The 1,112-nt window shown below is 35.7% G+C and carries 1 protein-coding gene and 1 pseudogene; both read right to left on the reverse strand.

The annotated features are described in order from the left end of the window. Positions 1 to 216 (reverse strand): annotated as a pseudogene (locus tag AC1DTM_RS27770) (SDR family oxidoreductase); the annotation flags it as partial. A 56-nt stretch (positions 217 to 272) separates the two neighbouring features. After that, a partial coding sequence (locus AC1DTM_RS27775) for an ABC transporter permease (RefSeq protein ID WP_477001407.1) occupies positions 273 to 1,112 on the reverse strand: 840 nt, incomplete at its 5' end.

The following is a 1,112-nucleotide window of genomic DNA, read 5'->3' on the forward strand; positions in this document are numbered from 1 at the left end:
GTTGATTTCTGCCATTTCACATCGAACGCCGTAACTTTCAATTTCCTTTTTCAACAAAAAGGGTTCTTGATCATTCATTCCCCACGGCATTGCTTTATCATACCGAGGCCAGTACGTGAAAAAGACGTCTATCCCCTTTTGAGCAAGCACCTTGCATACAGCTGCACCAATTCCATTCAGACGAGTTGCCCCTGTTACAATTGCTATTTTCTTCACCTTTTCTCCTCCATCTATAGATAGATCCTCTGCACGAATACAGAGGATCTACCTTCTTATTGAATATTTGACAATATACGCTCTGCACCTAATTTTAAAATTCTAATTAAAATTAAATTGGCAATGGTAAACAGTATAAATAAAATAATAAACATAACCCACAGTCCTACCTGAAGGACAAAGTATAATACACTTACTCCCGCTACAATAATTAAAGCTATTAAAATATTAGCTAAAAAATTCCATAAAGTTGTGTATCGACTCTTAAATAATTTCTGTTCTGTATCCCAATGTATATCTGCAGTTTGTGCATCCCAGCGCGTACCGATCAAATTAATTAACAATAACCCGTTCGCACTTAGCAAGAACCAAAGTATCATAAAGACTGGGGAAACTTTTGCTACAACTGCCATCGTAATACCGAATACTGCTAAAATGACCACATTAATTAACCAAGCAGTTATTGCTTTCGCAAAAAAGATATCCGAAGCCTTTACTGGTAAATAACGATTCACAAACCAAGAGCTTCCATCTCGTGAGAATGACGTTGTTGCAATAACATTACTCCCCATTAAAAATAAGGATGCACAAAGGCCAACACCAATTGCAAAGCCTGCTGATTCTGGATTATCAATATATTCCGTAATCCATTTTAAATTTCCATCTTGTACAAATAAAACAAAGAACAGCATAATTGGCATAACGAAAGTTTGCACAATACAATTTAAGAAAAATTGTGGCGTGCGGAATAACGTTTTAAATTCTTTTTTCACATATGCTTTTAAATGTGAACTTTGTACCGTTGATTTCTGTAAACCTTCTGCTGAAATTACCTCTTTCTTTGCTGTACTCGTTGAAAGACCAATAACCCCTTTTAAATATGTACGCTCTGCAAT

It is taken from the genome of Bacillus sp. P4_D3, assembly GCF_056401855.1.